This is a genomic window from Pseudomonas sp. IPO3774, assembly GCF_013386835.1.
Classification (GTDB): domain Bacteria; phylum Pseudomonadota; class Gammaproteobacteria; order Pseudomonadales; family Pseudomonadaceae; genus Aquipseudomonas.
Map to the genome: position 1 here is coordinate 326560 of NZ_JACAQY010000018.1, position 25498 is coordinate 352057.

Sequence of the window (25498 nt, forward strand, 5' to 3'; positions counted from 1 at the left end):
GCCGCCCGTCTTCAAAGAGAGCGTTAAAAACAACACAACTGATTGATCCAGCTCTCTAAAAACGGTCGCCAAAGCAGTTAATGTGCATCTCTTTAACGGCCGTTCCACCGCCGACTTGAACCGTAAAGGCCCGCGATCTCTTGACCAGCCCTCTTCTAGAAGCCGTAGCGCTCGCCTGTGAACGTGACCTGCGGATGCTGTTCGAACACCTCGAACTGCGTCTGGCGGGCGGCGACATGGTGCAGGTCAGCGGCCCCAACGGCAGCGGCAAGACCAGCCTGTTACGCCTGCTGGCCGGTCTAATGCAGCCGACGGCGGGGGAAGTGCGGCTCAACGGCAAACCGTTGCACGAGCAGCGCACCGAGCTGGCGCGCAACCTGATCTGGATCGGCCACGCCGCCGGAATCAAGGATGTGCTTACCGCTGAAGAAAACCTCAGTTGGCTCAGCGCCCTGCATCATCCCGCCAGCCGCGAGGCGATCTGGCAGGCACTGGCCGCGGTTGGCCTCAAGGGTTTCGAAGACGTTCCCTGCCACACCCTGTCCGCCGGCCAGCAGCGCCGCGTGGCCCTGGCCCGTTTGTATCTCGACGGCCCGCCGCTATGGATTCTCGACGAACCCTTCACCGCCCTCGACAAACAAGGCGTTGCCCAATTGGAAGAACACCTTGCCGCGCACTGCGAGCAGGGCGGCATGGTTGTCCTGACCACTCACCACACCTTGACGCGCATGCCCGCCGGTTACCGCGACCTCGACCTGGGCCGGTGGGCGGTATGAGCGTATTTGCCCTGTTGGTCGCCCGCGAAGCGCGGTTACTCTGTCGCCGTCCGGCCGAATTGGCCAACCCGCTGGTGTTCTTCGCGATTGTGATCGCGCTGTTCCCGTTGGCAGTGGGCCCCGAGACTAAACTGTTGCAAACCTTGTCTCCGGGACTGGTCTGGGTGGCGGCGCTTTTGTCAGTCCTGCTCTCGCTGGACGGGCTGTTTCGCAGTGATTTTGAAGACGGTTCCCTCGAACAGTGGGTCCTTTCGTCGCACCCCCTGCCACTTCTGGTATTGGCCAAGGTACTGGCACACTGGGCGTTTTCCGGCCTGGCGCTGGTATTGCTCGCGCCGCTGCTGGCGATGATGCTGGGGTTGCCCACCGAATGCCTGCCGGTGTTGCTCCTTTCCTTGTTGCTTGGCACGCCGGTTCTCAGTCTACTGGGCGCCGTAGGTGCGGCACTGACCGTCGGTTTGAAACGCGGTGGCCTGTTGTTGGCCCTGCTGATCTTGCCTTTGTATATCCCGGTGTTGATCCTGGGCAGCGGCGCGTTGCAAGCCGCGCTCCAGGGCATGCCGGCGACCGGTTACCTCCTGTGGCTTGGCAGCCTGGCCGCCCTGGCGGTAACCCTGACACCCTTTGCTATAGCGGCTGGCCTGAAGATCAGCGTCGGCGAATAATGAGGTCTGGTTAAGCGATAGTACCTTAACCAGTAAAGACCCTAAGCTTCTCGCAACGACGAGAAGCAACCGTGATGGAAACAGCATGAACTGGACCTGGTTTCACAAGCTCGGCTCGCCCAAATGGTTTTACGGCATCAGTGGCAAACTGCTGCCGTGGTTGAGCATCGCCGCGGTATTGCTGATCGGCATCGGCCTGGTCTGGGGCCTGGCCTTCGCGCCGCCGGACTATCAGCAAGGCAACAGCTTTCGCATCATCTACATCCACGTGCCTGCCGCGATGCTGGCCCAGTCCTGCTACGTGATGCTGGCGGTGTGCGGCATCGTCGGCCTGGTGTGGAAGATGAAACTGGCGGATGTGGCCCTGCAATGCGCCGCGCCCATCGGTGCCTGGATGACCGCCGTGGCGCTGGTCACCGGTGCGATCTGGGGCAAGCCGACCTGGGGTTCGTGGTGGGTATGGGATGCGCGACTCACCTCGATGCTGATCCTGCTGTTCCTGTACTTCGGCCTGATTGCCCTGGGCAACGCCATCAGCAACCGTGACAGCGCCGCCAAGGCCTGCGCGGTGCTGGCGATTGTCGGCGTGATCAATATCCCGATCATCAAATATTCGGTGGAGTGGTGGAACACCCTGCACCAGGGCGCCACCTTTACCCTCACCGAAAAGCCGGCAATGCCCGTGGAAATGTGGGCGCCGCTGCTGCTGATGGTGCTGGGGTTCTACTGCTTCTTCGGCGCCGTGCTGCTGATGCGCATGCGCCTCGAAGTGCTCAAGCGAGAAGCCCGCACCAGTTGGGTCAAGGCCGAAGTGCAAAACAGCCTGGGAGCCCGTGGATGAGCTTCAACTCTTTCAGTGATTTTCTCGCCATGGGCCATCACGCCCTGTACGTCTGGACGGCCTATGGCATTTGCCTGGCGGTGCTGGCCCTCAACGTCGCCGCGCCGATCCTGGCCCGCAAGCGTTACCTGCAACAAGAGGCGCGTCGTTTGCGCCGGGAGACCGAAAAGTGAATCCGCTGCGTAGAAAGCGTCTGTTGATCATCCTGGCCATCATGGCCGGTGTCGGCATTGCCGTGACCCTGGCCCTGAGCGCCCTGCGGGAGAACATCAACCTGTTCTACACCCCGACCCAGATCGCCAACGGCGAAGCGCCGCTGGACACGCGAATCCGTGCCGGTGGCATGGTCGAGAAGGGCTCGCTGCAACGCTCCGGCGACTCCCTGGACGTCAAGTTCATCGTCACCGACTTCAACAAATCCGTGACCATCACCTACCGCGGCATCCTCCCGGACCTGTTCCGCGAAGGGCAGGGCATCGTCGCCCTCGGCAAGCTCAACGCCGACGGCGTGGTAGTGGCCGACGAAGTGCTGGCCAAGCACGATGAAAAATACATGCCGCCGGAAGTCACCAAGGCCCTCAAAGACAGCGGCCAATCCGCCCCGACCCCTGCCAAGGAGGGCTAAGTCATGACGTCCGCACTGTTTATTCCGGAGTTGGGCCAGCTGGCGATGATCCTCGCCCTGTGCTTTGCCATCGTCCAGGCCGTGGTCCCGTTGCTGGGCGCCTGGCGCGGTGACCGCCTGTGGATGAGCCTGGCCCAGCCGGCTGCCTGGGGCCAGTTCGCCTTTCTGGTGTTCGCCTTCGGTTGCCTGACCTACGCCTTCATGACCGACGACTTTTCTGTCGCCTACGTCGCCAATAACTCCAACAGCGCCTTGCCCTGGTACTACAAGTTCAGCGCCGTGTGGGGCGCCCACGAAGGTTCGTTGCTGCTGTGGGCATTGATCCTCGGCGGCTGGACCTTTGCCGTCTCGATCTTCTCCCGCCAACTGCCGCAGGTGATGCTGGCCCGGGTGCTGGCGGTGATGGGCATGATCAGCATCGGCTTCCTGCTGTTCCTGATCATGACCTCCAACCCGTTCACCCGCATCCTGCCGCAGATCCCGGTCGACGGGCACGACCTCAACCCGCTGCTGCAGGACATCGGCCTGATCGTGCACCCGCCGATGCTCTACATGGGCTACGTCGGTTTCTCGGTCGCCTTCGCCTTCGCCATCGCCGCCTTGCTCGGCGGGCGTCTCGATGCGGCCTGGGCGCGCTGGTCACGGCCGTGGACCATCGTCGCCTGGGCATTCCTCGGCATCGGCATCACCCTGGGCTCGTGGTGGGCCTACTACGAACTCGGCTGGGGCGGCTGGTGGTTCTGGGACCCGGTGGAAAACGCCTCCTTCATGCCCTGGCTGGTGGGCACCGCGCTGATTCACTCGCTGGCAGTCACGGAAAAACGCGGCGTGTTCAAAAGCTGGACCGTGTTGCTGGCCATCGCCGCGTTTTCCCTGAGCCTGCTGGGTACGTTCCTGGTGCGTTCCGGCGTGCTGACCTCGGTGCACGCGTTTGCCTCCGACCCGGAGCGCGGCGTGTTCATTCTGATCTTCCTGCTGTTCGTGGTCGGCGGCTCCCTGACGCTGTTCGCCCTGCGTGCGCCAGTGGTCAAGAGCCACGTGGGCTTCAACCTCTGGTCCCGGGAAACCCTGCTGCTGGGTAATAACCTGGTGCTGGTGGTGGCGGCCTCGATGATTCTGCTCGGTACCCTGTACCCGCTGGTGCTGGATGCCCTGAGCGGTGCCAAGCTGTCCGTCGGCCCGCCGTACTTCAACGCGCTGTTCATCCCGTTGATGGCGCTGCTGATGGTGGTGATGGCGGTCGGCGTACTGGTGCGCTGGAAAGACACCCCGGTGAAATGGCTGGTGGGCATGCTCACCCCGGTACTGCTCGGCAGCGCCGCGCTGGCCGTGATCGCCGGGATTGCCTACGGCGACTTCAACTGGGCCGTGCTTGCCACCTTCATGCTCGCGGCCTGGGTATTGCTGGCCGGTGTACGCGACCTGATCGACAAGACCCGCCACAAAGGTTTGATCAAAGGCTTGCCGACCATGACCCGCAGTTACTGGGGCATGCAGGTCGCCCACATCGGCATCGCCGTGTGCGCCCTGGGTGTGGTGTTGTCCAGCCAGAACAGTGCCGAGCGCGACCTGCGCCTGGCACCGGGCGAGTCCATGGACCTGGCCGGCTATCACTTCATTTTCGAAGGCGCCAAGCACTTCGAAGGCCCCAACTTCACCTCCGACAAAGGCACCGTACGCGTTGTGCGCAACGGTAAGGAAATCGCCGTGCTGCACCCGGAAAAACGCCTGTACACCGTGCAAAGCTCGATGATGACCGAAGCCGGGATCGACGCCGGTTTCACCCGCGACCTCTACGTCGCCCTGGGTGAACCGCTGGGCGATGGCGCCTGGGCCGTACGGGTCCACGTCAAACCGTTTGTGCGCTGGATCTGGTTCGGCGGCCTGCTCACCGGCTTCGGTGGTTTGCTGGCAGCGATGGACCGGCGCTACCGGGTCAAGGTCAAGAGCCGGGTGCGTGAAGCCCTCGGTCTGCAAGGAGCGCCAGTATGAAGCGTTGGTTGATGGTGTTACCGCTGGCGGCGTTTCTGGTGGTGGCGGTGTTCCTGTATCGCGGGCTGTACCTGGACCCGGCCGAGCTGCCGTCGGCCATGATCGGCAAGCCATTTCCGGCGTTCTCGCTGCCGACCGTGCAGGGCGACAAGACCCTGACTCAGGCTGACTTGCTGGGCAAGCCGGCACTGGTCAACGTGTGGGGCACCTGGTGCATTTCCTGCCGCGTGGAGCATCCGGTGCTGAACAAGCTGGCGGAGAAGGGCGTGGTGATCTACGGCATCAACTACAAGGACGACAATGCTGCCGCCCTGAAGTGGCTGGCGGAATTCCACAACCCGTACCAGCTGGATATCCGCGACGAAGACGGCAACCTCGGGCTGAACCTTGGTGTGTACGGCGCTCCGGAAACCTTCTTCATCGACGCCAAGGGCGTGATCCGCGACAAGTACGTGGGCGTGATCGACGAAGTGGTGTGGCGCGAGCAACTGGCCGCCAAGTACCAGGCGCTGGTGGACGAGGCCAAGCCATGAAGCGTTGGTTAGCCGCCGCGGTATTGGGCTTGAGCATGGTCGGCGTGGCCCACGCCGCCATCGACACTTACGAATTTGCCAAGGACGGAGACCGCGAGCGTTTTCGCGAACTGACCAAGGAGCTGCGCTGCCCCAAGTGCCAGAACCAGGACATCGCCGACTCCAACGCACCGATCGCCGCCGACCTGCGCAAAGAGATTTTCCGCATGCTCGGCGAGGGCAAGGACAATCAGCAGATCATCGACTTCATGGTCGACCGCTACGGTGACTTCGTGCGCTACAAGCCGGCGCTCACCGGCAAGACTGCGCTGCTGTGGTTCGGCCCCGCCGGGTTGTTGCTCACAGGCTTAGTCGTTATGGCGGTGATTGTGCGCCGCCGTCGTGTCGCCCCGGCCGATGGCTCGGACTCGCTTTCCGTCGACGAGCGTCAACGCCTCGACCAACTGCTGGACAAAAAAACTGATGATTGATTTCTGGCTCGCAGCAGGTCTGCTGCTTCTGATTGCCTTGAGTTTCCTGCTGATCCCGGTGTTACGCGGCCGCCGTGCCCAGCTTGAAGAGGATCGCACCGCGCTGAACGTGGCGCTGTATCAAGAACGTGTGGCGGAACTGCAAACCCAGCAGTCCGAAGGCGTGCTGGATGCGGCCCAACTGGACAGCGGTCGCGCTGAAGCGGCCCGTGAGTTGCTGGCGGATACCGAGGGTGTGGAAAAACCCCGGGAATTGCGCCTCGGCAAACCGTTGCCGTTGCTCGCGGCCTTTCTGGTGCCGGTGCTGGGCGTGGCGCTGTACCTGCATTACGGTGCCAGCGACAAGGTCGAACTGACCCGCGAATTCTCCCAGCCGCCGGTGTCCATGGAAGACATGACCCGCCGCCTGGAGCGCGCCGCAGCGGCCCAGCCGGACTCGCCGGAAGGCCTGTACTTCCTCGGTCGTGCCTACATGGCCCAGGACCGTTCCGCCGATGCGGCGAAAATCTTCGAGCGCACCGTGGCCCTGGCCGGTCGCCAGCCCGAGTTGCTCGGCCAGTGGGCCCAGGCCCAGTACTTTGCCGACAACAAACAGTGGTCGCCTAAGGTCCAGGCCCTGACCGACGAAGCACTGAAACTTGATCCGAAAGAAGTCACCAGCCTCGGCCTGCTGGGCATCGCCGCCTTTGAAGGCCAGCGTTATCAGGAAGCGATCGACTACTGGAACCGCCTGCTGGCGCAACTGCCACCGGACGACAATTCCCGTGCCGCGCTGCAAGGCGGGATCGACCGGGCCGCCGAGAAGCTCAAGGAGAGCGGTGGTAGCGTGGCGCCCGTGAAGGCAGAAAAACAGATGCAAGTGCGGGTGGACCTGGCCGCCGATGTGAAGGCCAAGGCCCTGCCGACCGACAGCGTGTTCATCTTCGCCCGTGCCGTCAAAGGCCCGCCTGCGCCATTGGCGGCCAAGCGCGTGACCGTGGCCGACCTGCCGATCACCGTCGAGCTGGGCGACAGCGACGCGATGATGCCGCAGTTGAAACTGTCCAACTTTCCCGAAGTCCAACTGGTTGCGCGCATATCCCGGGCAGGTGTTCCCACAGCTGGCGAGTGGATCGGCCGCAGCCAACCCTTGGCCAGCAGCACCACTGCGCTGCAGCAGCTGACCATCGACAGTCCGGACCAATAATTCGAGGAAATGCCCATGACCGCTATCGCACGTATCACCCTGCTCAGCCTGGTACTGGGGTTGAGTGCTTGTGCGGTCCATCGGCCTCCGTCGCCTACCGGGCCGACTATTCCACCGACAGGGCCGTCGACCCAGCCGAGCACACAGCCAGGCACCCAGCCCTCAGGCCCAGTGATCAAACCGTCGAAGCCGGTGCCGAGCTCCTCGCCGACCTTCGCACCGCCACCGGGTGCGGCCAGCCACTGGGACGGAAAGATGCAGGTGTACGTGCTGGACGAACAGCCGGATACGTTCTACCGCCAGCGCACCTACTACCGCTGGAGCAACGGTTGGAGCCGGTCCATCAGCCCGAACGGGCCTTGGGAAGAGACCGATGTCCATGGCGTACCGCCGGGGTTGAGCAAGCAGTACGCACAATGAAAAAAGGCGACCTTCGGGTCGCCTTTTTCATGGCTGGTTTGGAATACAGTCCACCCAACAACAAAGCTCAAATGTGGGAGCGGGCTTGCTCGCGAATACGGCGTGTCAGCCAACAAATCGGGCACTGATATACCGTATTCGCGAGCAAGCCCGCTCCCACATTTTGAATCTCGTTTGATTTGAAATTACGCCAGCTCCTCAGTCTGCCTGGGCGCGCTTGTCCAGTGGACCACCCCGGCAATCACCCCCAGCATCACCCCAAACTCCACAATCCCCATCCAGCCCAACCGCGCCATCAACCAGCCGCTGATTGTCGCCCCCACCGCACCGCCAAAAAACGTCGCCGTCATGTACAAACTATTGATGCGGCCCTGGGCTTTCGGGTCCACTGCAAACGCCCGGGTCTGGTTGGAAACCAAGCCCGACTGCACGCCGATATCCAGCACGATCACCCCCAGCACCAGCAAGATAATCGAAGTCTCGGCACCCGCCAGTAGCAGGAACGCCAAGATCACAATCCCGATACTCGCCCCAATCACCTTGCGCGAACCCAGCCTGTCGGAAGCCCGCCCACCGAGCGACGCCGCCAACGCACCCGCCGCACCGATAATCCCGAAGCCACCGGCCCAGGCGCTGCCCAATTGCCATGGCCCATGAGCCAACAGTGCTGCCAGATTCACCCAAAACGCATTGAAGCAAGCCCACAACAACGCCTGCACCATCATTGATTGGCGAATCGGGCTGTTGTCGCGCATCAGCGGCCACAGCGAAGTCAGCAGGCGAGGGTAGGACAGGTTGGTGCTCGGCACGCCTTGTGGCAGCAGCCTGGCGGCACCGATCCACACCGGGATCATGAAGGCCGCCTCCATCGCGTACACCGCACGCCAGCCATAAGCCTCACCGACTACGCCGGCGATCGTGCGCCCGAGCAGGATGCCCACCATGATCCCGCTGACCACCGTGCCCACATTGCGCCCGCGTTCGTGGGGCTGCGACATCACCGCCGCGAATGGCACCAGTTGCTGCGGTACACAGCTCACAATCCCCAAGCCGAAAGACGCCCCGATCAGCGCCCAGATGCCCGGTGAAAACGCTGCCGCCAGGGCGAAACAGAACGCCAGGGCAATCTGCCCCAGCACCAGCTTGCGGCGGTCAAAACGGTCGCCCATCGGCAGCAGCAACGCCAGCCCGGTAGCAAAACCCAGCAGGGCGGAACCGGCCACCAGATCCACGGTGGTCACGTCCACGCCCATGTCCGAAGCGATCAGCGGCAGGATCGGCTGGGTGCAGTAAATATTGGTAATCACCGCGCCGGCGATCACCGCCATCATGATGATCTTGCCGCGCGGCGCGACCGCAGGCGCTGTGGAAGGTTGGGATGTCATCGGCAGGCCACTCACGGCGCTCTCCTTCAATGCAGATCTCCGGGAAGGAGATGAGTGGCCAACGTTACGCACTCGCGCTTGGCAGGATAATCCCCTAGGATTTGGAATCATCCTTCCAGAATTTGATAGGTTGCCATGAACCGTCTTGAATCCATGTCCATCTTCGTTGCCGTGGTTGATGCAGGCAGCCTGACCGCTGCGGCGCGGCGCCTCGACATGCCGCTGGCCAGCGTCAGCCGCAAGGTGGCTGAACTTGAGACGCACCTGAAAACCCGCCTGCTGCACCGCACCACGCGCCAGCTGTCGTTGACCGATGCCGGCGCCTCTTACCTCGACGCGTGCCGGCGCATTCTTGAAGACATCAGCGAGGCCGAGCGCGCGGCCACTGGCGAATATTCCCAGCCCCGGGGCGAACTGGTCGTTACCGCGCCAGTGGTCTTCGGGCGGCTGCACATCGTGCCGGTGGTGGCGGAATTCCTCGCGCAGTACCCGGAGATCGACATCAACCTGATCCTCACCGACCGCGTCGTGCACCTGATGGAAGAACACTGCGACGTCGCGGTGCGCATTGGCGAGTTGCCCGACAGCTCGCTCAAGGCCATGCAGGTGGGCACGGTGCGGCGGGTGGTGTGCGCCAGCCCGGCATACCTGGCCGCTCGCGGTGTACCGGCCGAACCCCGGGACTTGGCGGCACATGACTGCATCACCTTCGAAGTGCTGGCGTCCCAAGGGGCGTGGGGATTTGGCGCGGGTAAAACCGGGCTCTCGGTACCGGTGCATTCGCGGTTGTCGGTGAACACCGCAGAAGCGGCGATTGCGGCGGCGACGTTGGGGGTTGGGGTGATTCGGGTACTCTCGTATCAAGTGGCGGATGCGGTGCGGGAGGAGGCGTTGGCGGTGATGCTTGAGGCGTTCGAGTCGGCGCCGCTGCCCATTAGCCTGGTGCACAAAGGGCAGTCGCCGTTGCCGCTGAAGCTGCGGGCGTTTCTGGATTTTGTGATGCCGCGATTGCGCGCCCGCATCGCTCAATAACACCGGGCAGTTTGAACCTGATGAAAATCAAAATGTGGGAGCGGGCTTGCTCGCGAAAGCGGTGGATCAGTCACCCGATGTATTGACTGACCCTCTGCATTCGCGAGCAAGCCCGCTCCCACATTGGATTTATGTTGCCAGTTGGATTTCGGTTTTGATCAGGCCACCGGGCACTCTCGATCCAGCGCTCTATCCACCAACAACAATCCCAACTCCAGCAGTTGTTGCATCGCCAATACCAGGCTGCGGTCTTTGCCATCAATGTTTTCGGAAAGGTCCAACGCCATTGCATTGGCAGACTGGAGTGTTTCGTAGGCGTTGCTCAGCAGTGCTTCCGTTTCAACGTTGGCTGATACGGTGAACAGACTGAAGTGGTTTTTTTCATTGGTGGACGCTTTGGTTTCGGCGGGTTTCAGGTAGTGATCGATGGCCCGCTGGGCAGCGTCCTGAAGCTTGTTTTTTTCAGACTTGGAGCCAGACGTTTCTGGCGGATTGGGCGTGACCTTGTACATGCAATGACTCTCCATTCAGTGGGAGCTCACCACATCTGCGACCAAGCAGGTGGGTGGCGAGCTGTACGCAGGTTGGTCGACCAGGGAATGGAAACCCGGCAGGGCCAGGGCCCTCCCACGCACAGCTCGCCATAATGCGAACACGATAATGCCGCTTGCGCGGCACTGTGCGCCATTCTAACCCGGGCGACCAAACCCGATCGCTGATGAGCAGCGACTTGGAGAGGCTAGCGGCGAGTTAAGGCTGCTGCAAGCCATAGAGATCGTAGGAAAAATCACCGATCTACCGGGATCTTGATTATTCCTGAAGCGATACTTCGGCAAGGCGCGGCTTTAGAAACTCCAGGGCATCTTTAAACACCGGATGCCACTCTTCTGACGGTTCGCTCGCCAGCGGGTGCCAGAAGAACTGGAACTCGTGGCCGCCATCATCCTCTGCAAAATGGGTCCAGGTATCTGGCAGGTCTTCAGGGATCAGGCATTGATGAAAGGCCCATGTATGCCCCGTGGACGCTGAGTGCCAAGTGCCCAGGTCACGTATCACCTTGCCGGTTATCCCGGCCTCTTCAAGCAACTCTCTAACTGCCGCAGCCTCGGTACTTTCGCCAGGCTCCAAGCTGCCCTTGACCAGTTGAAGACCTGCAAGTGGGTGTTTGAAGGCGAGGATTTCCAGGGATTGGCGGGTTCGCAGGATGACCGGACATGCCTTGTCTTTTCCCATCACGTTGTCCTTTTGCACATATTGGCGGCCAGCTATTGCACCACAGTCCGGCACATTTCCAATGCCGGGCGAAGACCTTGTGGCGAGGGAGCAAGCTCCCTCGCCACAGGTTAGGTAGTGGATCGTTCCCACGCTCTGCGTGGGAATGCATCCCGTGACGCTCCGCGTCACCACTGCGCAAGACTTCAATGGACGCAGAGCGTCCGAGGCGGCATTCCCACGCAGAGCGTGGGAACGATCAACGTCCTACAGCTACTTCCAACCTTTCATCAAACCTTCATCAAACGGTTTTACTCCAGTCATGTGCAAGTCATAGGGCTGACACAGCCCGCGCCTACTGTCGTTTGAACTCAAACGCAGCCACGGATGGCTGTTCAACCAGACAGAGAAGCCCATGACTCCAGCTATCCATGTCGATCATCTGAACAAGACCTTTGCGAAGAAATCCGCGCTGGTCGACCTCGAGCTCACCGTTGCCACCGGTGAGATGGTCGCGCTGATTGGCGCTTCCGGCTCCGGCAAGTCCACCTTGCTGCGCCACCTCGCGGGCCTGGCCTGTTGCGACAAGAGCAACGGCGGCAGCGTCAAGGTGCTGGGCCGGGAAGTGCAGGCCAGCGGGCGGTTGAATGGCAAGGTGCGGCGCCTGCGCGCCGACATCGGCTACATCTTCCAGCAGTTCAACCTGGTCAACCGCCTGAGCGTGCTCGACAACGTACTGCTAGGTTGCCTGGGCCGCATGCCGCGCTGGCGCGGCAACCTCGGTTTGTTCAATGCCGAGGAAAAACAGTTCGCCATGGAATCCCTGGCCCGCGTCGGCCTGGCAGACCTGGCCAGCCAGCGCGCCTCCACCTTGTCCGGCGGCCAGCAGCAACGCGTGGCAATCGCCCGCGCTTTGACGCAACGCGCCGAAGTGATCCTGGCGGATGAACCCATCGCCTCCCTGGACCCGGAGTCGGCGCGCAAGGTCATGGAGATCCTCGCCGACATCAACGGCCGCGACGGCAAGACCGTGGTGGTCACCCTGCACCAGGTCGATTACGCCATGCGTTATTGCCCCCGAGCCGTGGCGCTCAAGGGCGGGCGGATTCACTTCGATGGCCAGGCCAGCGAGCTGAGCAGCCAGTTCCTCAACGATTTGTACGGTGCCGATGTGGACACCAGCCTGATGTTTTCCGACCAGACCCGCACACCCGTCGTCCCCGCACGGTTGGCCCTGGCCCGCGCTTGAAACCTTACTAACGACCCACAGGAATCCTCTCCATGTTGAACCGTATCGGTCATGTGTTTCTGTCTGCCGTGCTGCTTGCCAGCGTGGCCATGGGCACTGCCCAGGCCGCCGACAAGGCGATCAATTTCGGCATCATGTCCACCGAGTCTTCGCAGAACCTCAAGAGCATCTGGCAGCCCTTCCTGGATGACATGCACAAGAAGACCGGCCTCACCATCAACGCCACCTTCGCCTCCGACTACGCCGGCCTGATCCAGGGCATGCGCTTCAACAAAGTCGACGTGGCCTGGCTGGGCAACAAGGCCGCGATGGAAGCGGTAGACCGTTCCAACGGCGAAATCTTCGCCCAGACCGCCGCCGCCAACGGGGCTGCCGGTTACTGGAGCGTGCTGATCGTGCGCAAGGACAGCCCGATCAACAACGTCGATGACATGCTCAAGAACGCCAAGAACCTGACCTTCGGCAACGGTGACCCGAACTCCACTTCGGGCTACCTGGTGCCTGGCTACTACGTGTTCGCCAAGAACCACGTCGACGCCGCCACCGCCTTCAAGCGCACCCTCAACTCCAGCCATGAAGTCAACGCATTGAGCGTGGCCAAGGGGCAGTTGGACGTCGCCACCTTCAACACCGAAAGCTGGGATCGCCTGGAAGTCACCCAGCCGGACAAGGCCGCCATGCTCAAGGTGATCTGGAAGTCGCCGCTGATCCCGGCCGACCCGATGGTGTGGAGCAAGGCCCTGAGCGACAGCGAGAAGACCAAGATCCGCGACTTCTTCGCCAACTACGGTGACACCGACGAAGAGAAGGCCGTGCTGAAGAACATGCAACTGGGCAAGTTCCTCAAGTCCAGCGACGACCAGCTGTTGCCGATCCGCCAACTGGAGCTGTTCAAGCAGCGCACCACCATCAGCGCCGACGACAAGCTGGAAGCGGCTGACAAGGCCAGGAAGCTCGCCGACATCGACGCCGACCTGGCCAAGCTGCAAGAGCGCATCACCGAACTAGACAAGAAGACCGCAGCCAACGGCTAACCCCCTGTAGGAATCGGGTTCATGTGGGAGCGGGCTTGCTCGCGAATACGGTGTGTCATTCAACGCATCCGGCGACTGAGTCACCGCATTCGCGAGCAAGCCCGCTCCCACATTAAGCCCAGTTCCAACCCTACACCGAGAGTGACCCATGACTACCTTGCATGCTGAAGCAGTGGGCAAAAGGACTTGGCCGCAATACCTGGGCTGGGGCCTGTTCCTGATCCTGCTGGCCTGGGCCTGGCACGGCGCCGAGATGAACCCGCTGGCGCTGTACCGCGATTCCGGAAACATGGCGACCTTCGCCGCCGACTTCTTCCCGCCGGACTTCCACGAATGGCGCTCCTACCTCAAGGAGATGATCGTCACCGTGCAAATCGCCCTCTGGGGCACGGTGCTGGCGATCGTCTGCTCGGTGCCCCTGGGCATCCTGTGCGCCGACAACATCACGCCGTGGTGGATTCACCAGCCGCTGCGCCGGGTGATGGATGCCTTCCGTTCGATCAACGAAATGGTGTTCGCGATGTTGTTCGTGGTCGCCGTCGGCCTCGGTCCTTTTGCCGGTGTCCTGGCCTTGTGGATCAGTACCACCGGGGTCCTCGCCAAGCTGTTTGCCGAAGCCGTCGAAGCCATCGACCCGGGCCCCGTTGAAGGTGTGCGAGCCACCGGTGCCAGTGCCCTGCAAGAGGTGATCTACGGCGTGATCCCGCAAGTGATGCCGCTGTGGGTGTCCTACGCGCTCTACCGCTTCGAGGCCAACGTGCGTTCGGCGACGGTGGTGGGGATGGTCGGTGCCGGCGGGATCGGCGTGATCCTCTGGGAGAACATCCGCGCGTTCCAGTTCGTGCAGACCTGCGCAGTGCTGCTGGTGATCATCGTGGTGGTGAGCTGTATCGACGTGCTGTCCCAACGCCTGCGCAAGCAGTTCATCTGACGACGGAGGGGTGCCCCTGGGCGCTTTTTTTTAAGCATGCAGTTGTCTAGACAAGATGAGCCGGTGTACCGCGAACTCGCTGACATCCTGCGCCGCGAACTGAGCAGCTACCAGGCCGGTGAATTCCTGCCGGGCGAGGTGCAACTGGCTGAACGCTTCGGCGTCAACCGCCACACCCTGCGCCGCGCCATCGACGAGTTGGTGTTCGAAGGCAGCCTGTTGCGCCGCCAGGGCAAGGGCACCCAGGTGCTGGACCGCCCGCTGATTTACCCGATGGGCGCCGAGACCTCCTACAGCCAGTCCTTGTCGGCCCAAGGCGTGGGCGTGGAAGCGATGCTGCTCAAGCGCCGCTACTGCTTTGCCAGCCGTGAAGAGGCCCAGCAACTGGGCATCGCCGAGATGGCGCCGATGATCGAGTTGCAAACCCTGCGCAAGCTCGACCACCAGCCGGTCAGCCTGATCCGCCACCGTTACTGCGCCAGCCATGCGCCGCTGCTGGCGGACTACAACGGCGGCTCGCTGCGCCACTACCTGCGTGAGCGCGACATGCCGTTGACCCGCACCCAAAGCCTGATCGGCGCGCGTTTGCCCAACCGCGACGAAGCCGCACTGCTGATGATGCCCCGGCACTTGCCGGCGCTCACTGTATTCACCCTTTCCCGCGATCGCGACGGCCGCCCGGTGGAGCTGGCGCAGTCCACCAGCCGTTCGGATCGCTTCCAGTACCAAGTGGTGACCTGATGGAGACCCCGATGAACCTGTCCCCGCGTCAACACTGGATCGGCGTGCTCGCCCGCGCCTTTCGCAGTGAATTGCTGCCCCATGAAGACGCCCTGCGCGACGTGGATTACCAACTGATCCGCGCCCCGGAAATCGGCATGACCCTGGTGCGTGGCCGCATGGGCGGCAATGGCGCGCCGTTCAACCTCGGCGAAATGAGCGTGACCCGCTGCGTGGTGCGCCTGGCAGACGGGCGCACCGGCTACAGCTACCTGGCCGGGCGCGACAAGGTCCACGCCGAACTGGCGGCCCTGGCGGATGCGCATTTGCAGGGTGCACACCCGAGCCCCTGGCTCAGCGACCTGATCGGCGCACTGGCCAACGCCCAGGCCGAGCGCCGGGCGCAAAAAGAGGCCGACACCGCCGCCACCAAGGTCGAGTTCTTCACCCTGGTTCGAGGAGAAAACTGATGAATGCCCAACGCTTGCAACCGGCCTTTGTAGACCCGGTGCTGGACGCCCAGCGCGGTTTTCGCGGGGCCCTCAAGGCGCTCGCCGAGCCCGGCCTGATCCAGTCCTTGCCCGCGGCCCCCAGCCTTGAAGGCCTGGCGCCGGCTACCTATGCGCTGTGCCTGGCGCTGCTGGATATGGACACCCCGCTCTGGCTGGCGCCGTGCTTCGACACGCCGCTGATCCGCGCCAACCTGGCCTTCCACTGCGGCTGCCCGCTGACCGCCAACCGGAAAGAGGCCGCGTTCGCCTTGCTCGGTGAACAGGACTTGCTCGACCTCAGCGGCTTCGACCACGGCAATGACCGCTACCCGGATCAATCCTGCACCTTGCTGGTCCAGTTGACCGACCTGGAAGCCGGTCGCGCCTTGAACTGGCGCGGTCCGGGGATCAAGACCCAGCGTCAGGTCAACCTGCCCGTACCCCAGGCGTTCTGGCTGGAACGCCAACGCCGGGAAACCTTTCCCCGTGGCCTGGACGTGTTGTTCGCCGCCGGCCATCACCTGATCGGCCTGCCACGCAGCACCCGAATTGCACAGGAGCATGCCTGATGTACGTAGCCGTCAAGGGTGGCGAACAGGCCATCGACAATGCCCACCGCCTGCTGGCGAAAAAACGCCGGGGCGATACTTCCATTGCGGAACTGAGCGTGGAGCAGATCCGCGAGCAACTGCCGCTGGCGGTCGCGCGAGTGATGAGCGAAGGCTCGCTGTACGACACGGAGCTGGCCGCACTGGCGGTCAAGCAAGCGGCGGGGGATCTGGTGGAAGCGATCTTCCTGCTGCGGGCCTACCGCACCACGTTGCCGCGCTTCAGCCCGAGCCTGCCGATCGATACCGTGCAGATGTCACTGAGCCGGCGTTTGTCGGCGACTTTCAAGGACGTGCCGGGCGGGCAACTGCTGGGCCCGACCTTCGATTACACCCACCGCCTGCTGGACTTTGCGCTGCTGGCCGAAGGTGAATACCCGGGCCCGCAAACCACGCCGGATGCCACTCTGGAAGCGTGCCCTCGGGTACTCGGCCTGCTGGCCAAGGAAGGGCTGATCAAGAACGAATCCGACGACACCGGCAGCGTCGCCGACATCACCCGCGACCCGCTGGAATACCCGGCCAACCGCGCCCAGCGCCTGCAAGCCCTGGCCCGTGGCGACGAAGGTTTCCTGCTGGCACTGGGTTACTCGACCCAACGTGGTTACGGCCGCAACCACCCGTTCGCCGGCGAGATTCGCATCGGCGATGTGGAGGTGTGGATCGACCCGGAAGAGCTGGGTTTCCCGATTTGCCTGGGCAGCATCGAAGTCACCGAGTGCGAGATGGTCAACCAGTTCGTCGGCTCGGCCACCGAGCTGGCGCAGTTCACCCGGGGCTACGGCCTGGCATTCGGGCATGCCGAACGCAAGGCGATGGGCATGGCCCTGGTGGACCGCTCGCTGCGGGCCAATGAGTTCAACGAAGAGATCGTCTCGCCGGCCCAGCAGGAAGAATTCGTGCTGTCCCACTGCGACAACGTCGAGGCGGCGGGCTTCGTTTCCCACCTCAAATTGCCTCACTACGTGGACTTCCAGTCCGAGCTGGAACTGATCCGCAAACTGCGCCAACCGGCCGAGGGCACCCGCCATGAATGACCTGACTCAAGCGCCTGCGCGTGACCCGGCGTACAACTTCGCCTACCTCGACGAGCAGACCAAACGCATGATCCGCCGCGCCTTGCTCAAGGCCGTGGCGATCCCCGGTTACCAGGTGCCGTTCGGTGGCCGCGAGATGCCGCTGCCTTACGGTTGGGGCACCGGCGGCATGCAACTGACCGCCGCGATCCTGGGGGCTGACGACGTGCTCAAGGTGATCGACCAGGGCGCCGACGACACCACCAACGCCGTGTCAATCCGGCGTTTTTTTGCGCGCACCGCGGGCGTCGCCACCACCGAAAGCACCCCGGACGCCACGGTGATCCAGACCCGCCACCGCATCCCGGAAACTCCGTTGCAGGCCAATCAGATCATGGTCTACCAGGTGCCGATCCCGGAGCCGCTGCGTTTTATCGAACCGTCGGAAACCGAGACCCGCACCATGCACGCCCTGAATGACTACGGGGTGATGCACGTAAAGCTCTACGAGGACATCGCCACCTTCGGCCATATCGCCACCAGCTACGCCTACCCGGTGATGGTGGATGAGCGCTACGTGATGGACCCCTCGCCAATCCCGAAATTCGACAACCCGAAACTCGACATGAGCCCGGCGCTGATGCTGTTCGGTGCCGGTCGCGAAAAGCGCCTGTACGCGGTGCCGCCGTACACCCAGGTCACCAGCCTCGACTTTGAAGACCATCCGTTCGAAGTGCAGAAGTGGGAACACACCTGCGCGATCTGCGGCAGCCATGAATCGTTCCTCGATGAGCTGATTCTGGACGATGCCGGTACCCAGAGTTTTGTGTGTTCCGACACCTGGTACTGCGCCCAACGGGTCAAGGAGAACAACCAGTGAGCCAGCCTCTTTTGCAAGTGCGTGACCTGTCGTTGTTGTACGGGGAAGAGAAGGGCTGCCAGGACGTCAGCTTCGATTTGTACCCCGGTGAAGTGTTGGGGATTGTTGGTGAGTCGGGCTCAGGCAAGTCCACCTTGCTCTCGCTGCTCAGCGGGCGTCTGCCACCGCAGGCCGGCCACATCGGCTATCGCGGCAAGGACGGTGAATGGCTGGATCTGTACAGCGCCAGCGAAGCCGAACGTCGCACCTTGCTGCGCACCGAATGGGGCTTTGTCGAGCAAAACCCTCGGGACGGTTTGCGCATGGGCGTGTCTGCCGGCGCCAATATCGGCGAGCGCCTGATGGCCCAGGGCGTGCGCAACTATGAGCAACTGCGTGGCGCCGGCCTCGACTGGCTGGGCCAGGTAGAAATCGACCCGCAGCGCATCGACGACTTGCCCCGGACCTTTTCCGGCGGCATGCAGCAGCGCCTGCAAATCGCCCGCAACCTGGTCTCCAGTCCACGCCTTGTGTTTATGGACGAACCCACCGGCGGCCTGGACGTGTCGGTACAGGCGCGCTTGCTCGACCTGCTGCGCGGCCTCGTTCGCGAGCTGGATCTGGCGGTGGTGATCGTGACCCACGACCTCGCCGTGGCGCGCCTGCTGGCCGACCGCCTGATGGTGATGCGCCGTTCCCGCGTGGTGGAAACCGGGCTGACGGACCAGATCCTCGACGATCCACAGCACCCTTACTCTCAACTGCTGGTGTCTTCGGTATTGCAGCCATGATGAATGCCTTGATCGAGGTCCGTGACCTCTCGAAAACCTTCACCTTGCACCAGCAGAACGGCGTGGTGCTGAACGTGCTGCGCGGGGTGGAGTTCAGCGTGAAAGGCGGTGAATGTCTGGTGCTGCATGGCCAGTCCGGCGCCGGTAAAAGTACGTTGCTGCGCACCTTGTACGGTAACTATCTGCCGGCGGGTGGCAGCATTCGGGTACAGCATCTCGGCGAATGGCTGGAGCTGGTCGGTGCCGAGCCTCGGGAGGTGTTGCAAGTGCGCCAGCAGACCCTGGGCTACGTCAGCCAGTTTCTGCGGGTAATTCCGCGTGTGGCCTGCCTGGATGTGGTGATGGAACCGGCCCTGGCCCGTGGCTGGTCGAAGGCCAATGCACAGTCGCGCGCCGAGCATCTGCTGACCCGCCTGAATATCCCGCAACGCCTGTGGCAGCTGGCACCCGGTACGTTCTCCGGCGGCGAGCAACAGCGGGTCAACATCGCCCGCGGCTTCATGGTGGATTGGCCGGTGATGCTGCTGGACGAACCCACCGCGTCCCTCGACGACAGCAACCGCCAGGTGGTGCTGGAACTGATGAACGAAGCCAAGGCTGCTGGCGCGGCCTTGATCGGCATCTTCCACGACCGTGCCGCCCGTGAAGCGGTCGCCGACCGCCATTTCGACATGACCCCCGCGCCTGTTGCCCAAGAGGAATACGCCCATGCCCGCTGAACAGATCCTCAGTAATGCCCGGCTGGTGACGGCTGACCGTATGTTCCTTGGCAGCGTCGTGCTGCGTGACGGGCTGATCGTCGACATCGCCGAAGGCCGCAGCCAACTGCCCCAGGCCCAGGACCTTGACGGGGATTTCCTGTTGCCGGGCCTGGTGGAACTGCACACCGACAACCTGGAAAAACACATGACCCCGCGCCCCGGCGTGGACTGGCCGTCGACCTCGGCGGTGCTCAGCCATGATGCGCAGATCATCGCGGCCGGCATCACCACGGTGTTCGACGCGGTGTCCATCGGCGACGTGAACCCCAAGGGCAACCGCATGCAGAAACTGCCGGCGATGCTCAATGCCATCGCGGCAGCAGAAAGCGCCGGCCTGACCCGCGCCGAACACCACCTGCACCTGCGCTGCGAGCTGTGCCACCCCGACACCCTGAGCGTGTTCCGCGACCTGGTGGAAAACCCGTTGGTGCAGTTGGTGTCAGTGATGGACCACTCGCCGGGCCAGCGCCAGTTCGTGCTTGAATCCAAGTACCGTGAGTACTACATGGGCAAGTACCACCTGAACGACGAGACCATGGACGCGTTCATCAAGCTGCAAATGGCCAACTCCAGGGAGTACAGCGACCGCTACCGCGCCGCGATCGTCGAGCATTGCCTGGAACGCGGCCTGTCGGTGGCCAGCCATGACGATGCGACGTTGGCGCATGTGGAGGAGTCGGCGCGCTATGGCATGACCATCGCCGAATTCCCCACCACCCTGGAAGCGGCGCGTGGCTGCCGGCAACTGAACATGAAAGTTCTGATGGGCGCGCCGAACGTGGTGCGTGGCGGGTCCCACTCGGGTAATGTGGCCGCCGCCGGCCTGGCCGCCGAAGGATTGCTGGATATACTTTCCAGTGACTACTACCCGGCCAGCCTGTTGCAGGCGGCGTTCGTGCTGGCCGATCAACAGGATGGCGGCGATCTGTCGCGGGCGATCAGGATGATCAGCCTGGCGCCCGCGCACGCGGCGGGCCTCAGCGATCGCGGCGAAATCGCCACGGGTCTGCGGGCCGACCTGGTGCAAGCCAGGAGCCGCGACGGACTGCCCGTGGTCCAACAAGTGTGGCGACAAGCGAAGAGGGTGTTTTGATGGCAGGCAGGTTGATCTATCTCATCGGACCATCGGGTTCGGGCAAGGACAGCCTGCTGGATGCCGCACGACCGCGTCTGGCCGAGCGTGGCTGCCGCATTGTGCGGCGGGTCATCACCCGCTCGGCGGAAGCGGTGGGCGAAGCGGCGCAGGGTGTGAGCCCGGCGCAGTTTGCCGCAATGGAGGCCGAGGGCGCATTTGCCCTCAGCTGGCACGCCAACGGGTTGTCCTATGGCATCCCACGGGAAATCGATGAGTGGCTGGCGGCGGGGCACGATGTGCTGGTCAACGGCTCCCGCGGCCATCTGGCGCAAACCCGGCTGCGTTACCCGAACCTGCTGGTGGTGCTGCTGACGGTAGACCAAGGGGTGTTGCGCCAGCGCTTGCTGGCGCGGGGGCGCGAATCCCTGGCGGATATTGATCTGCGCCTGGCGCGCAATGCGCGATTCGCCGAGGGTTTGAGCGCTGCTGCAGATGTGTTCCTGCTCGACAATTCCGGCCACCTGGAACACACGGTCGAGCGCTTGCTGGGCTGCCTCGACGGGCAACCCGCATGCGCCTGACACTGCTGGGCACCGGCGATGCGCGGCAAGTCCCGGTGTATGGCTGTGAGTGCGCCGCCTGTGGCCTGGCCCGCCATGACCAGAGCCTGCGCCGCCGCCCATGCAGCGCATTGATCGAGTGTGGCGGCCAGCGCTGGTTGATCGACAGCGGGTTGCCCGACCTCACTGAGCGCTTCCCGCCGCGCAGCTTCAACGGGATTCTCCAGACCCACTACCACGCCGATCACGCCCAAGGCCTGCTGCATTTGCGTTGGGGGCAAGGGTTGGTGATTCCGGTGCATGGGCCGGTGGATCCGGAAGGGTTGTCCGACCTGTACAAGCACCCCGGCATCCTCGATTTCAGCCAGCCGTTTGCCGAGTTTGAAACCCGCCGGTTGGGTGAACTGAGCGTCACCGCGTTACCGCTGCTGCATTCCAAGCCCACCCTGGGGTATTTGCTGGAAGGTGAAGGGCGGCGCATTGCCTACCTTACCGACACCGTCGGCCTGCCACCCGCCACCCGCGATTGGCTGCAACGCGAGCCGCTGGATGTGCTGGTACTCGATTGCTCCATGCCGCCGCAACCGCAGGCACCGCGCAATCACAATGACCTGACGCTGGCGTTGCAATGTATTGAAGAGGTGGGTGCGCAGTTGGGGGTGCTGACCCATGTGGGGCATACGCTGGATGCGTGGTTGTTGCAGCATCGGCGGGAGCTGCCGCGGCATGTGACGGTGGGCTGGGATGGGCGGGTGATTTAAGCCCTTGCGCGAGAAATCTTTTAATTGATTAGCGCGTGTCAGAACCTTGGTTGTAGGTGAAAGATTTAATCAAGGGTAGGAAAGTTTCAAGTCTTGCTGATGAAGTTTACAACATCGGTGGCGAAAAATTTGGCTGCTTAATAGTTCCTACAATCAACTTCTCCTATCGTGTTGGATGGGCGAATTTTAATGTTTCAATACTTCTTGTGAAATAATCTCGGCTTGGTGAGTTGCGCTTTCTTGTGGCAGTTTAGTTGTCCCGGTGAAAAGGGTTTGCCGGGGGTGGGCCTTATTTAAAGAGGGTCTGTTATTCTGTGTCCTTAAGGAAGTTGTTGCATGATAGTTACTTCTCCTGTTTTTAACTCTTATGTACAAAACGTGGTAGCACCTGAAAGGTCGGGCGATCGTCATTCCGATAAAAAGTCCCACCCTGTAATGGGTCGACTGACACCCGGGCCGGACGCGTCAGACACGGTCTACGGTTTCAACTCCAATATCGCCAACCGCTCCATGAGTCTGCATTCACTCAGTAGTGCGCCAAGGTTCATCGTACGTGACAAAGGCGGAAACGATACGCTGGATTTCTCCGGGTTCAACCAGGCCCAGAGAATTGATCTGCGTGACGGCGCGGCTTCCAGCGTGGGCGGCCTGCACAATAATGTCTCGATAGCCAAGGGTTCCAGGGTGGAGAATGCCAAAGGGGGCGCAGGCTACGACTTGCTGATTGGCAACCAGGTTGGCAACGTCTTGACCGGTGGCGTAGGGGCCGACGTCCTTTGGGGCGTGGGGGGCAGCAATACCTTCCGTTATGAAAAGGCCAGTGACTCTACCTATCACAACGCGGACATGATCATGGATTTTGTCAGCGGCAGGGACAAGATTGATCTGGTGCCCATGATGAAAGAGGTCAATACACCCTTGCGGGTGGTTGAGGCCTTTACGGGGCGTATTGGCGATACGGTGGTGAAGTTCAATCCCCACAGTGGCCGCTACTTTGTTGCGGTAGACCTCACAGGCAACCGTGAGACAAGCTTCCTGGTTAAAAGCATTCACTTGATAAGACCGTCGGATTTACTAGGGCCTGTTACTGAAGTGCAGCGTCCGATATAAAATCTAATGCCGGGGCGCGTGCGGGTTTTTGAAGTGGGTTTGGTATTTATAAAAAAACCTGTTTGAGAGGCGTCCGCGCCTTGGTTTTTACTCCCCGGCAGGGGGGTTACTTGGTCATGGGTTGTTTGGAATGCAAGTGAGTTTCAGGGTCCCCTGGTGTTCGGTCGTATGCTGGCCAACGGGTTCAGGGGGCGCTTTCCATTAATTAAAAAGAGCGCGCGGTTTTCATGAATAGTTCTAAGCTGATAGCTGGCAAACCCTCGACCTACTATTTACCGGAGTCTGATCCCGGACCGTTTGGTGTCGGTGCCGGCAAGCCCACCTACACGACTGATCAGGCCGGCAAGCACATCACGCGGGACAACATGCGGTTTCAAGACCGTAACGGCGACAACAAAGTTGACCTGTCGTACACCGTCGACTCGAGTTTCACCCCGCAGCAGAAGCAACGTGTGCGCGAGGCGGTACAGTCCTGGCAGGACGTGGCCAACATCAACTTCAGGGAGCAGGCAGGTGGAACGGAAGGTACGGTGAACATCAGGAATAACCCTCGCGGTGACCGTGGCGTTGCTACCTTTCCGCGCGGGACGACCACCACAACAGCGACGATCGGCACCCGGGGTACCAATAGCGCGCCAGCCCTGGGCAGTCATTTTTCGGTCACCACGGTGCATGAGATCGGTCACGCCATCGGCCTGCAGCATCCGGGTAACTACAATGGCGGCGGCTCCAGCTACAACAGTGGCGCGGTCTATACCGGGGATACCAAGGCGCGCAGCGTCATGAGCTACTGGTCGGAGAAAAACCAACCCGGCCACGACTTCAAGTCGTTGAGTCCATCTGCACCCATGATGGATGACATTGCGGCGGCCCAGCGGTTGTATGGGGCCAATCATCAAACCCGCAATACCGACACCACCTATGGCTTCAACTCCAATACCGAGCGCGAAGCGATGACCCTCAAGAGCGCCACGGACAAACCGATTTTCTGCGTATGGGACGGCGGCGGTGACGATACGTTGGACTTTTCCGGGTTCTCCCAGGACCAGAAGATTAACCTCAATGCCGAGTCGTTCTCTGATGTGGGCGGCTTGAAGGGCAATGTCTCGATTGCCAAGGGGTGTACGGTTGAAAATGCAACGGGTGGTGCAGGTCGCGACACCTTGATCGGCAATGAGGCGGGCAATCGGCTCAAGGGTGGAGCGGGTGCCGATACGTTACGCGGCGGCGGTGGGGCAGACATTTTTATCTACGACAAGGCCAGTGATTCCACGCCACAGCACCCTGACCTGATCGAGGACTTTACCAGCGGCACCGACAAGATTGATGTCTCGGGGGCATTAAAGGAGGCCGGTGTCAGCGGCCTGGTTTTTACCGATCGGTTCAGCGGCCAGGCAGGCGAGGCTGTGCTCAAGCATGACGCCACCACCGGCCGTGCAAGCCTGGAAATTGACCTGGCCGGGAAGGGCACGGCCGATCTGCGGGTGACCAGCAAGGGGGAAATCAAGCCTGGGGACGTGCACTGGGCCGGCCATAAACCGGACGTGCAACCCGTGCCCAGTGTGCTGCCTGCCCCGACGCCGACGCCGACGCCGCCAGTCGATCCGAAGACGGACACCCTTACGCAGTTGAACAAGATGGTCGCCAAGATGTTGGCCGTCCTGATGCAGTTGTTTCAACGCCTCGCCAAACCCTCTTGAGCGGTCAATCCAAACCGGCAGGCCAATTCCTCCTGCCCCTTGGGTGTGAGTCCAAGGGCGCGGCTATCCAAATCCTGGGTCACCCATCTACGGCGGATGAAGCTTTCCAGCAAAGCGGCCCCCAACGCGCCGGCCAGATGCGGGCGCCGCATGCTCCAGTCCAGGCACGAACACGCAAAACGACGCCGTTGCGCTCGAAGCGTCAGCACGTCCACACCCAATTCGGTCATGGCCTTTTCACCTGCTGCGGTGAGCTGGTAGGTACTGTCGCCTACCATCCAGCCGGACGCGATGAAATGGTCATGCAGACGCACCGCCAGCGTCCCGGCCATGTGGTCGTAACAGGTCCGGGCGAATTGCAATCGAGTGGGCGTGGTTGATACGAACGTCGTCGTGGTGTTTCTGCTGATCACCATCAACGCTTCAATCACCTGAGCGACGTGAGGGCCCGCGAGGCTGTAATACCGGTGCCGGCCCTGTGTATGCAGCTTCACCAGCCCATCGTCCTTGAGGCGTGCCAGATGAGCGCTGGCGGTGGAGGCACTGACCTCGGCGATGACTGCCATTTCGGTGCTGGTGCGCGCGTGGCCGTCCATCAATGCGCAGAGCATTCTGGTGCGGGCCGGTTCCGCAATCGCGCCGGCAACCCGGGAGAGGTCGGAGTCGTCGTTATGGGCGTTCATATTTCGTTCCTG

At 62.2% G+C, this 25498-nt stretch carries 30 protein-coding genes; 26 read left to right on the forward strand and 4 right to left on the reverse strand.

Features of this window, described 5'->3' with window-relative positions:
- Positions 1 to 194: 194 nt before the first annotated feature.
- The 10 genes from ccmA (at position 195) to HYE77_RS13460 (ending at position 7508) form a co-directional block, all read left to right on the forward strand.
- Positions 195 to 776 (forward strand): cytochrome c biogenesis heme-transporting ATPase CcmA, encoded by a 582-nt coding sequence (ccmA, locus tag HYE77_RS13415; RefSeq protein WP_003210636.1) that lies wholly within the window; start codon positions 195 to 197, stop codon positions 774 to 776.
- On the forward strand, positions 773 to 1441 hold the full coding sequence (gene ccmB / locus HYE77_RS13420; protein ID WP_003210635.1) for a heme exporter protein CcmB: 669 nt from the start codon (positions 773 to 775) through the stop codon (positions 1439 to 1441). The genes ccmA and ccmB overlap by 4 nt, the downstream gene beginning before the upstream one ends.
- Before the next feature lie 85 nt (positions 1442 to 1526).
- Positions 1527 to 2282 (forward strand): heme ABC transporter permease, encoded by a 756-nt coding sequence (locus HYE77_RS13425; protein WP_008434790.1) that lies wholly within the window; start codon positions 1527 to 1529, stop codon positions 2280 to 2282.
- A complete protein-coding gene (gene ccmD, locus HYE77_RS13430) occupies positions 2279 to 2455 on the forward strand; it encodes a heme exporter protein CcmD (RefSeq protein ID WP_008434788.1) in 177 nt (58 codons plus the stop codon). The genes HYE77_RS13425 and ccmD overlap by 4 nt, the downstream gene beginning before the upstream one ends.
- Positions 2452 to 2907, forward strand: coding sequence for a cytochrome c maturation protein CcmE (gene ccmE, locus HYE77_RS13435; RefSeq protein WP_008434786.1), 456 nt, complete (start codon positions 2452 to 2454; stop codon positions 2905 to 2907). Before ccmD ends, ccmE begins: the two co-directional genes overlap by 4 nt.
- 3 nt (positions 2908 to 2910) lie before the next feature.
- The gene (locus tag HYE77_RS13440) at positions 2911 to 4899 is read left to right on the forward strand and encodes a heme lyase CcmF/NrfE family subunit (RefSeq protein WP_087694319.1); all 1989 of its coding nucleotides are present in this window, start codon (positions 2911 to 2913) and stop codon (positions 4897 to 4899) included.
- The gene (locus HYE77_RS13445; RefSeq protein WP_008434782.1) at positions 4896 to 5432 is read left to right on the forward strand and encodes a DsbE family thiol:disulfide interchange protein; all 537 of its coding nucleotides are present in this window, start codon (positions 4896 to 4898) and stop codon (positions 5430 to 5432) included. Before HYE77_RS13440 ends, HYE77_RS13445 begins: the two co-directional genes overlap by 4 nt.
- A complete protein-coding gene (locus tag HYE77_RS13450; protein ID WP_003210629.1) occupies positions 5429 to 5902 on the forward strand; it encodes a cytochrome c-type biogenesis protein in 474 nt (157 codons plus the stop codon). The genes HYE77_RS13445 and HYE77_RS13450 overlap by 4 nt, the downstream gene beginning before the upstream one ends.
- Positions 5895 to 7088, forward strand: a complete 1194-nt coding sequence (gene ccmI / locus HYE77_RS13455) for a c-type cytochrome biogenesis protein CcmI (protein WP_177068866.1) — start codon at positions 5895 to 5897, stop codon at positions 7086 to 7088. The genes HYE77_RS13450 and ccmI overlap by 8 nt, the downstream gene beginning before the upstream one ends.
- A 15-nt stretch (positions 7089 to 7103) precedes the next feature.
- Positions 7104 to 7508 carry a hypothetical protein gene (locus tag HYE77_RS13460; RefSeq protein WP_003210627.1) on the forward strand — a complete coding sequence of 135 codons (405 nt, stop codon included), beginning with the start codon at positions 7104 to 7106 and terminating at the stop codon, positions 7506 to 7508.
- 185 nt (positions 7509 to 7693) lie between these two features.
- Here the strand turns inward: HYE77_RS13460 and HYE77_RS13465 are convergent, their stop codons facing one another.
- Positions 7694 to 8893 (reverse strand): MFS transporter, encoded by a 1200-nt coding sequence (locus tag HYE77_RS13465; RefSeq protein WP_177068888.1) that lies wholly within the window; start codon positions 8891 to 8893, stop codon positions 7694 to 7696.
- Between the two features lie 135 nt (positions 8894 to 9028).
- Here HYE77_RS13465 and HYE77_RS13470 point away from each other — a divergent pair, with 135 nt between their 5' ends.
- On the forward strand, positions 9029 to 9925 hold the full coding sequence (locus HYE77_RS13470; RefSeq protein WP_177068867.1) for a LysR family transcriptional regulator: 897 nt from the start codon (positions 9029 to 9031) through the stop codon (positions 9923 to 9925).
- A gap of 158 nt (positions 9926 to 10083) precedes the next feature.
- Here HYE77_RS13470 and HYE77_RS13475 read toward each other — a convergent pair whose 3' ends face one another.
- Positions 10084 to 10437, reverse strand: a complete 354-nt coding sequence (locus HYE77_RS13475) for a DUF6124 family protein (protein WP_087694315.1) — start codon at positions 10435 to 10437, stop codon at positions 10084 to 10086.
- Positions 10438 to 10735: 298 nt separating this feature from the next.
- Positions 10736 to 11158, reverse strand: a complete 423-nt coding sequence (locus HYE77_RS13480; RefSeq protein WP_177068868.1) for an NUDIX domain-containing protein — start codon at positions 11156 to 11158, stop codon at positions 10736 to 10738.
- Between the two features lie 394 nt (positions 11159 to 11552).
- On the opposite strand from HYE77_RS13480, the gene phnC reads away from it, so the two are divergent.
- The 15 genes from phnC (at position 11553) to HYE77_RS13555 (ending at position 24803) form a co-directional block, all read left to right on the forward strand.
- Positions 11553 to 12386 (forward strand): phosphonate ABC transporter ATP-binding protein, encoded by an 834-nt coding sequence (phnC, locus tag HYE77_RS13485; RefSeq protein WP_003210623.1) that lies wholly within the window; start codon positions 11553 to 11555, stop codon positions 12384 to 12386.
- A 32-nt stretch (positions 12387 to 12418) separates the two neighbouring features.
- On the forward strand, positions 12419 to 13420 hold the full coding sequence (phnD, locus tag HYE77_RS13490; protein ID WP_003210622.1) for a phosphonate ABC transporter substrate-binding protein: 1002 nt from the start codon (positions 12419 to 12421) through the stop codon (positions 13418 to 13420).
- Positions 13421 to 13568: 148 nt separating this feature from the next.
- Positions 13569 to 14351 carry a phosphonate ABC transporter, permease protein PhnE gene (phnE, locus tag HYE77_RS13495; protein WP_003210621.1) on the forward strand — a complete coding sequence of 261 codons (783 nt, stop codon included), beginning with the start codon at positions 13569 to 13571 and terminating at the stop codon, positions 14349 to 14351.
- A gap of 36 nt (positions 14352 to 14387) precedes the next feature.
- On the forward strand, positions 14388 to 15092 hold the full coding sequence (phnF, locus tag HYE77_RS13500) for a phosphonate metabolism transcriptional regulator PhnF (protein WP_023659262.1): 705 nt from the start codon (positions 14388 to 14390) through the stop codon (positions 15090 to 15092).
- Positions 15093 to 15103: 11 nt separating this feature from the next.
- Positions 15104 to 15541, forward strand: a complete 438-nt coding sequence (gene phnG, locus HYE77_RS13505; protein ID WP_003210619.1) for a phosphonate C-P lyase system protein PhnG — start codon at positions 15104 to 15106, stop codon at positions 15539 to 15541.
- Positions 15541 to 16131 carry a phosphonate C-P lyase system protein PhnH gene (gene phnH / locus HYE77_RS13510; protein WP_177035119.1) on the forward strand — a complete coding sequence of 197 codons (591 nt, stop codon included), beginning with the start codon at positions 15541 to 15543 and terminating at the stop codon, positions 16129 to 16131. The genes phnG and phnH overlap by 1 nt, the downstream gene beginning before the upstream one ends.
- The gene (locus HYE77_RS13515) at positions 16131 to 17207 is read left to right on the forward strand and encodes a carbon-phosphorus lyase complex subunit PhnI (RefSeq protein ID WP_177041450.1); all 1077 of its coding nucleotides are present in this window, start codon (positions 16131 to 16133) and stop codon (positions 17205 to 17207) included. The genes phnH and HYE77_RS13515 overlap by 1 nt, the downstream gene beginning before the upstream one ends.
- Entirely contained in the window at positions 17200 to 18066 is an 867-nt protein-coding gene (locus tag HYE77_RS13520; RefSeq protein WP_177041452.1) for an alpha-D-ribose 1-methylphosphonate 5-phosphate C-P-lyase PhnJ, read from the forward strand. Before HYE77_RS13515 ends, HYE77_RS13520 begins: the two co-directional genes overlap by 8 nt.
- A complete protein-coding gene (gene phnK / locus HYE77_RS13525; RefSeq protein WP_085984643.1) occupies positions 18027 to 18836 on the forward strand; it encodes a phosphonate C-P lyase system protein PhnK in 810 nt (269 codons plus the stop codon). Before HYE77_RS13520 ends, phnK begins: the two co-directional genes overlap by 40 nt.
- Positions 18836 to 19555, forward strand: coding sequence for a phosphonate C-P lyase system protein PhnL (gene phnL, locus HYE77_RS13530; protein WP_008434762.1), 720 nt, complete (start codon positions 18836 to 18838; stop codon positions 19553 to 19555). Before phnK ends, phnL begins: the two co-directional genes overlap by 1 nt.
- Entirely contained in the window at positions 19545 to 20690 is a 1146-nt protein-coding gene (locus HYE77_RS13535) for an alpha-D-ribose 1-methylphosphonate 5-triphosphate diphosphatase (protein WP_177068869.1), read from the forward strand. Before phnL ends, HYE77_RS13535 begins: the two co-directional genes overlap by 11 nt.
- Positions 20690 to 21253: a phosphonate metabolism protein/1,5-bisphosphokinase (PRPP-forming) PhnN gene (gene phnN, locus HYE77_RS13540; protein WP_003210611.1), complete on the forward strand. Its 564-nt coding sequence runs from the start codon at positions 20690 to 20692 to the stop codon at positions 21251 to 21253. Before HYE77_RS13535 ends, phnN begins: the two co-directional genes overlap by 1 nt.
- Positions 21244 to 21993 (forward strand): phosphonate metabolism protein PhnP, encoded by a 750-nt coding sequence (phnP, locus tag HYE77_RS13545; RefSeq protein WP_177035116.1) that lies wholly within the window; start codon positions 21244 to 21246, stop codon positions 21991 to 21993. The genes phnN and phnP overlap by 10 nt, the downstream gene beginning before the upstream one ends.
- 336 nt (positions 21994 to 22329) lie before the next feature.
- Positions 22330 to 23103, forward strand: coding sequence for a M10 family metallopeptidase C-terminal domain-containing protein (locus tag HYE77_RS13550; protein WP_177068870.1), 774 nt, complete (start codon positions 22330 to 22332; stop codon positions 23101 to 23103).
- A gap of 227 nt (positions 23104 to 23330) precedes the next feature.
- Positions 23331 to 24803: a M10 family metallopeptidase C-terminal domain-containing protein gene (locus tag HYE77_RS13555; RefSeq protein WP_177068871.1), complete on the forward strand. Its 1473-nt coding sequence runs from the start codon at positions 23331 to 23333 to the stop codon at positions 24801 to 24803.
- Here the strand turns inward: HYE77_RS13555 and HYE77_RS13560 are convergent.
- Complete coding sequence (locus HYE77_RS13560) at positions 24779 to 25486, reverse strand: helix-turn-helix transcriptional regulator (protein WP_177068872.1); 708 nt, start codon at positions 25484 to 25486, stop codon at positions 24779 to 24781. The two genes, HYE77_RS13555 and HYE77_RS13560, sit on opposite strands and share 25 nt — an antisense overlap.
- Between the last annotated feature and the right edge of the window lie 12 nt (positions 25487 to 25498).